Annotated in this window: 3 protein-coding genes; all 3 read right to left on the bottom strand. The window is 62.4% G+C overall.

What is annotated here, in order from left to right; all coding sequences use genetic code 11:
- Positions 1-1303, bottom strand: a 1303-nt coding sequence (locus OQK_RS03575; protein WP_016771150.1) for a purine-cytosine permease family protein, incomplete at its 3' end; no start/stop codon positions are given.
- A gap of 51 nt (positions 1304-1354) precedes the next feature.
- Positions 1355-1777: a YybH family protein gene (locus OQK_RS03570; protein ID WP_016771149.1), complete on the bottom strand. Its 423-nt coding sequence runs from the start codon at positions 1775-1777 to the stop codon at positions 1355-1357.
- Positions 1778-1787: 10 nt separating this feature from the next.
- Positions 1788-2738, bottom strand: coding sequence for an agmatinase (gene speB / locus OQK_RS03565; protein WP_003222717.1), 951 nt, complete (start codon positions 2736-2738; stop codon positions 1788-1790).
- Positions 2739-2929: the final 191 nt, after the last annotated feature.

The following is a 2929-nucleotide window of genomic DNA, read 5'->3' as shown; positions in this document are numbered from 1 at the left end:
CGAAGCACAGGCCGACCAGCGCACTCGGAATCCACGCCCCCAGACCGCGCCAGTTCCAGCCGCGGTTGAACCAGTAGCGTCCGCCCTGTTCGCCGCGAGTGAACACTTGCAGGTCATCCGGGCAGTAGAAGCCGCGCCGCACCAGCAGGCCGATGATCATGATCACCATCCATGGGGTGGTGCAGGTGATGATCAGCACGGCGAAGGTCGACACGCTCTGCACCAGGTTCGCCGCGAAACGGCCGATGAAGATGAAGGCGATCGACAGCACGCCGATCAGCAAGGTCGCCTTGACCCGGGACAGCACACGCGGGAACACGCTGGACATGTCCAGCCCGGTGCCATACAGCGACGTGGTGCCGGTGGACATGCCGCCGATCACCGCAATCAGGCACACCGGCAGGAAGAACCAGCTCGGCGACACAGCCAGCAAGCCGCCGACATAGTTGTTCGCGGCGATGTAGTCCGGCGCCTTGATCGCGACGATAGTGGCGGTGGCGAGGCCGAACAGGAATGGGATCAACGTTGCCAGTTGCGCGGCGATCACCGCCAGCATGATCCGGCCCTTCGGCGTCTCACGCGGGATGTAGCGCGACCAGTCGCCGAGGAACGCACCGAAGGAAATCGGGTTGCTCATCGCCACCAGTGCAGCGCCGATGAATGCCGCCCAGAACCCGGCCTGACCCAGCGCCACGCTGCCGGCGTACTGGCTGTCGAAAGCGGGGGCGAAGGCGAAGATGCCGAGCAGGAACAACAGGCTCGCGGCCCATACCGCGATGCGGTTGACCCACAGCATGATGCGGAAACCGTAGATGCACACGGTCAGCACCAGCAGCGCGAACAGACCGTAGGCCAGGCCCAGGGTCAGGTCGGTTTCCGGCAAATCGACGAGGCGTTTGGCACCGCCGACCAGCGCATCACCCGAGCTCCACACTGACAGCGAGAAGAACGCGATTGCCGTCAGCAACGACAGGAACGACCCGACAATCCGCCCGTGCACGCCGAAGTGCGCACCGGAAGACACGGCGTTGTTGGTGCCGTTGAGCGGGCCGAACAGGCCCATCGGCGCGAGGATCAGCGCACCGACCACCACACCCAGCACAATCGCCCAGACACCGGCCTGAAACGACAGGCCGAACAGCACCGGGAAACTGCCGAGCACAGCGGTGGCAAACGTATTGGCGCCGCCGAAGATCAAGCGAAACAGGTCGCTGGGTCGGGCGTCGCGCTCATGATCCGGGATCTGTTCGACCCCGTTTGTTTCGATGCTGCTAAGGCTTTTTTCGTTGTTGTTGTTATTCATGATCTGCTCCGATCATCAGGCGCGCTCATCGTGCGTGAGCGTCACCATTGGCTAAGGGGGTGGCAGCCCTTCCGGCATTGCGGACAAATGTTCGTGACAGGCCAGCCATAGGCCTTGTTGTTCTAGGCTCGACGCTTGTCTTCTGAAAACAATCGTCTCGCGCTCCTGGCTGAAGTGTTGCTCCCCTTGCATGCGCAGCTCGGTGGCCACGTCATGGATGAAAATCGCCACGTCACCCTGCAGGCTGACAAAGGCGTTGCTCGAGGTGCACGACAGCACCTCGAATCCATCCTCGGCACGCCAGCGGTCCCACAACGCCTGATAGGCATCGCGCGACAGCAATGGCTGGTCGAGGGTGTAGAAAACGAAGCTGGCATCGGCGCTGAACGCCCCGAAGTAAGCTTTGCGATCGTTACGGGCAAACGCGGCGACCAACTCGGCGGCCGCGTGCAGAACCTGATCACGTGCGTGCATGACCCGACCCTCAGCGATGAACCACGCCGGGCAGTACGCAGAGCATTTCGTACAGCAGGTTGGCGGCCAGCAGCGAGGTGTTGCCGGTGGTGTCGTAAGCGGGCGAGACTTCTACCAGATCGCAACCGATCAGGTCGAGGCCCTGACAGCCACGGACGATTTCGATCGCCTGAATGGTGGTCAGGCCGCCGATTTCCGGGGTGCCGGTGCCGGGCGCCCAGGCCGGGTCGATGCCATCGATATCGAAACTCAGATACACCGGACCGCCACCGACCTTCTCGCGCACTTCCGCCATCAGCGGCGCCAGCGACTTGTGCCAGCACTCTTCGGCCTGCACCACGCGGAAGCCCTGATCGCGGCTCCAGTTGAAGTCGTCGGCGGTGTAACCCTGGGCACGCAAACCGATCTGCACCACGCGGTCGCAATCGAGCAGACCTTCTTCGACGGCACGACGGAACGTGGTGCCGTGAGCGATCTTCTCGCCGAACATGTGATCGTTGACGTCAGCGTGGGCATCGATGTGCACCAGGCCTACCTTGCCGTGCTTTTTATGAATCGCGCGCAGGATCGGCAGGGTGATGGTGTGGTCGCCACCCAGCGTCATCGGGATGACGTTGTGCTCGAGGATGTTGTCGTAGGCTTCTTCGATGATGCGCACGGCGTCGAGCAGGTTGAAGGTGTTGATCGCCACGTCACCGATGTCGGCAACCGACAGCGAGTCGAACGGCGCGGCGCCGGTGGCCATGTTGTACGGGCGGATCATCACCGATTCGGTGCGGATGTCGCGCGGCCCGAAGCGCGTGCCGGGGCGCAGCGAAGTGCCGATGTCCAGCGGCACGCCCACGAAGGCAGCGTCGAGGCCGGCAGCGGTTGGTACATGGGGAAGTCGGAGCATGGTGGCGATGCCGCCGAAGCGCGGCATTTCATTGCCGCCCAGTGGTTGGTGAAGAATCTTGTCCACGGGTAGGGCCTCATCGTCTTTGTTTTATTTATGCCGGCGCGCCGTTGAGCACAGGTTCGGACGCCGCTGTGGGGCCGATCATGCGAAATGTAGTGACGGGAAAGAATCGCTACGGGCAAAAACTTAGTTCAGATTTTTCTAAACTAATGCCAGACTTCCACACCTGATCGTTCCCATGCTCTGCGTGGGAA

It is taken from the genome of Pseudomonas sp. R62, assembly GCF_000257605.1.
Classification (GTDB): Bacteria; Pseudomonadota; Gammaproteobacteria; order Pseudomonadales; family Pseudomonadaceae; genus Aquipseudomonas; species Aquipseudomonas atacamensis.
This window is presented reverse-complemented; position numbering and strand designations above follow the sequence as displayed.

Excerpts from the sequence above, each read along its gene's own strand:
- OQK_RS03570 (WP_016771149.1), bottom strand. The coding sequence starts at position 1,777 with ATGCACGCACGTGATCAGGTTCTGCACGCGGCCGCCGAGTTGGTCGCC.